The organism is uncultured Aureimonas sp. (assembly GCF_913775355.1).
In the GTDB taxonomy this organism is placed as follows: domain Bacteria; phylum Pseudomonadota; class Alphaproteobacteria; order Rhizobiales; family Rhizobiaceae; genus Aureimonas.
Window position 1 is genome coordinate 1 of sequence record NZ_CAJYIU010000010.1, and the last position, 3,397, is coordinate 3,397.

The 3,397-nt window shown below is 67.6% G+C and carries 2 protein-coding genes; both read right to left on the reverse strand.

The features are described 5' to 3' along the window. Window positions 1–2,083, reverse strand: a 2,083-nt coding sequence (locus QZ753_RS00825; protein ID WP_294640336.1) for an NADP-dependent malic enzyme, incomplete at its 3' end; no start/stop codon positions are given. A gap of 280 nt (window positions 2,084–2,363) precedes the next feature. Continuing rightward, window positions 2,364–3,397, reverse strand: a 1,034-nt coding sequence (locus tag QZ753_RS00830) for a porin (RefSeq protein ID WP_294640338.1), incomplete at its 5' end; no start/stop codon positions are given.

Here is a 3,397-nt window from a genome sequence, read left to right on the forward strand (position 1 = left end):
GCCCGGTCAGACGGCAGAAGGGGTAGAGCGCCATCAGTTCGGGGTTGAGGGCGACGTCGGCGCCCATTTCGCCGTCGAACTCGAAGTCGACGCTGTTCTGCGCGAGCAGCGCCACGGCCTCGCGCACACGCTCGGAGCGCTCCGAGGCCGGATGGCCGAAGGTCGAGTGCGCGAGGAAGGCGACGCGCGGGGCGTGGCCGAGCTTGCGGGCGAAGCGCGCAGCCTCGGTCGCGATGCGCGCGAGCTGCGGCGCGGTGGGCATGTCGTGGACGGCCGTGTCCGCGACGAAGGTCGTGCGGCCCTTGGAGATCACGATCGAGATGCCGATCACGGCGCGGTTCGGCTTCGGGTCGATGACGTGGCGCACATCGTCGAGGACCACCGAATAGTTGCGCGTCAGGCCCGACACCATCGCGTCCGCGTCGCCGAGCGCCACCATGGCGGCGGCGAAATGGTTGCGGTCGGTGTTGATCAGACGATGGCAGTCGCGCTGCAGGTAGCCGTGGCGCTGGAGCCGGCCGTAGAGGTGTTCGGAATAGGCGCTGGTGCGCTCCGACAGCCGCGCGTTGTTGATCGAGATCCCGTCCTTCAGCTCGACGCCGGCAAAGCGGGCCGTCTCGCGGATGCGGTCCTCGCGGCCGACGAGCACGGCCTGGCCGAGCCCTTGCGTGACGTAGTTCGTCGCCGCGCGGATCACCTGCTCCTCCTCCCCTTCCGCGAAGACGACCTTGCGCGGCCGCTGGCGGAGCGTGGCGAAGATGTTCTGGAAGGTGCCGGCGGTCGGGTCACGGCGCGAGGCGAGCTGGTTGCGATAGGCGGTCCAGTCCGCGATGTCCTTGCGCGCGGCGCCCGATTCCATCGCGGCGCGGGCCACGGCTTCCGGGATGTGGGTGATGAGGCGCGGGTCGAAGGGCGCGGGGATGATGTAGTCGCGGCCGAACTTCGGCCGGCCGGAGCCCTTGTAGGCCGAAGCGACGGCATCGGGCACGTCCTCGCGCGCGAGCGCGGCGAGCGCTTCGGCCGCCGCGATCTTCATCGCGTCGTTGATCTGCGTCGCGCGCACGTCGAGCGCTCCGCGGAAGATGTAGGGGAAGCCGAGGACGTTGTTGACCTGGTTCGGATAGTCCGAGCGACCGGTCGCCACGATCGCGTCGTCGCGGATCGTATGCGCCTCCTCCGGCGTGATCTCAGGATCGGGATTGGCCATGGCGAAGATGATCGGGTTCGGCGCCATCGACCGCACCATCTCGGTGGTCAGCGCGCCCTTGGCCGACACGCCGAAGAACACGTCGGCGTCGCGCATCGCCTCCTCCAGCGTGCGCGCGTCCGTGTGGGCGGCATGGGCCGACTTCCACTGGTTCATGTTGTCGGTGCGGCCCTGGAAGATCACGCCCTTGGTGTCGCAGAGGATGACATTGTCGTGCGGCACGCCCATCGCCTTGACGAGTTCGACGCAGGCGATGCCCGCCGCCCCGGCGCCGTTGCAGACGAGCTTGATGTCCTTCATCTCGCGCCCCGTCAGGTGCAGCGCGTTGATGATGCCGGCGGCGGCGATGATGGCGGTGCCGTGCTGGTCGTCGTGGAAGACGGGAATGTCCATCAGCTCGCGCAGGCGCTGCTCGATGATGAAGCACTCGGGGGCCTTGATATCCTCGAGGTTGATGCCGCCGAACGAGGGGCCGAGGTAGCGCACGGCGTTGACGAAGGTCTCCGGGTCTTCGGTGTCGACCTCGAGGTCGATGGAATCGACATCAGCGAAGCGCTTGAAGAGGACCGCCTTGCCCTCCATCACGGGCTTGGAGGCGAGCGGCCCGAGATTGCCGAGGCCGAGGATCGCGGTGCCGTTGGAGATCACGGCGACCATGTTGCCGCGCGTCGTGTAGTCGAACGCCTTGGCGGGATCCTCGGCGATCGCCTTGACGGGAACGGCGACGCCCGGCGAGTAGGCGAGACTGAGGTCACGCTGGGTCGCCATCGGCTTCGTCGGCGCGATCTCCAGCTTGCCGGGCCGGCCGTCGGCGTGGAAGGCGAGCGCTTCCGCCTCGGTGGTGCGGATGCCGCTGCGTCGCGTCGTTTCGGCCATGGAATCCCTCGCTCGCTGGGCCGGCTCATCGAGCCGACCGGAGGGCCGTTGTTTCGTGTCGACCGGGCTGCGTCAACGGGTCGGGCATGCGGCAGTGCAGCGAATCCCCCGGTGGCATGGGGCTTCAGCGCGGTCAGGCCCGACGCCGCGTCCGTGCGCGCCGGGGCCATCCATGACGGTCGTTCAAACTAAAAAGGGAGAGACCTGGGACGACAGGTCTCTCCTCGAAACTGGAGGCAGGAGACGAAGGGGCCGGAGCCCCTTCGGTATCGCGATCGGCTTAGAAGTTGCGCTGGAAGCGCAGGAAGCCGTTGACTTGGTCGGTGTCGCCGATCGGGCCGCCGAAGTCGACGTTCCGGTAGGAGACTTCGGCGAGCGTCGCGAAGTTGTTCGTGATCTGGTAGCCGACGTTGCCGACGAACGAGTAGTACTCGCCCGACAGATCGACCGGAACGACCGTGCCGATCGGGCTGAGGGCGAAGAAGCGGGTGTCGAAGGTCTCACCGTACTGACCGGAGACCGCGAGACCGAGCTTGCCGAACGCCTGGGCGTAACCGGCGCCAGCGGCCCACTCGAGGAAGATCGGCAGCGAGCCCGGGGTCGGGTTCAGGATGTTCGGGTTGTTGGCGGCGAAGGTGTTGACCGTCGCGAGGCCCGAGATCGACGAGTAGACCGTCGGGTCGAAGGCGTAGTGACCTTCGATCTTCAGCTGCGAGCCGGCCGCGACCAGGTCCTTCAGGAGCACGCCGCCCTTCAGAGCGAAGGCGTCGTTGTTGCCGTCCTCGAGGAGCGTCGGGAAGTTGCCCGAGAGCGTCACGAAGTTGAAGTTGTTGCCGAAGGCGGTGCGGAGATCTTCGCGGTTGAAGGTCTCGTCGTAGACGGCCGACAGGTAGGCGCCACCGAACGCGCCCGAGTAGACGAGCTTGCCGTGGACGTCCGGAACCACGTCGCCGGTGCCGTCGTCCTCGAGGCCGATCGAGGCCGAGAAGCCGCCGAGGGCGAAGGTGTAGGACACCTGGTTGGTGTTGAAGTCGCCGACCACGAGGTCGGTATCGGTCAGGAGGCCGTCCTCGATGCCGCCGATGTTCGACGACCACATCGTGTCACGGTAGCCCATTAGCAGGCCGCCGAGCTGGATGTAGGCCTGGTCCATCGCCACGCCGTTGTTGGCGCCCGAGGTGTTGGTCGCCTGGAGACGGGCGAAGGCGCGCAGGGTGCCGAGCTCGGTCTCTTCGCGGGCGTCGAAGTTCAGACGGGCGCGGACGCGGCTGGCGAGCTGGTAGTCGTCGCCTTCGAGGTTGACGGCCGGGTCAC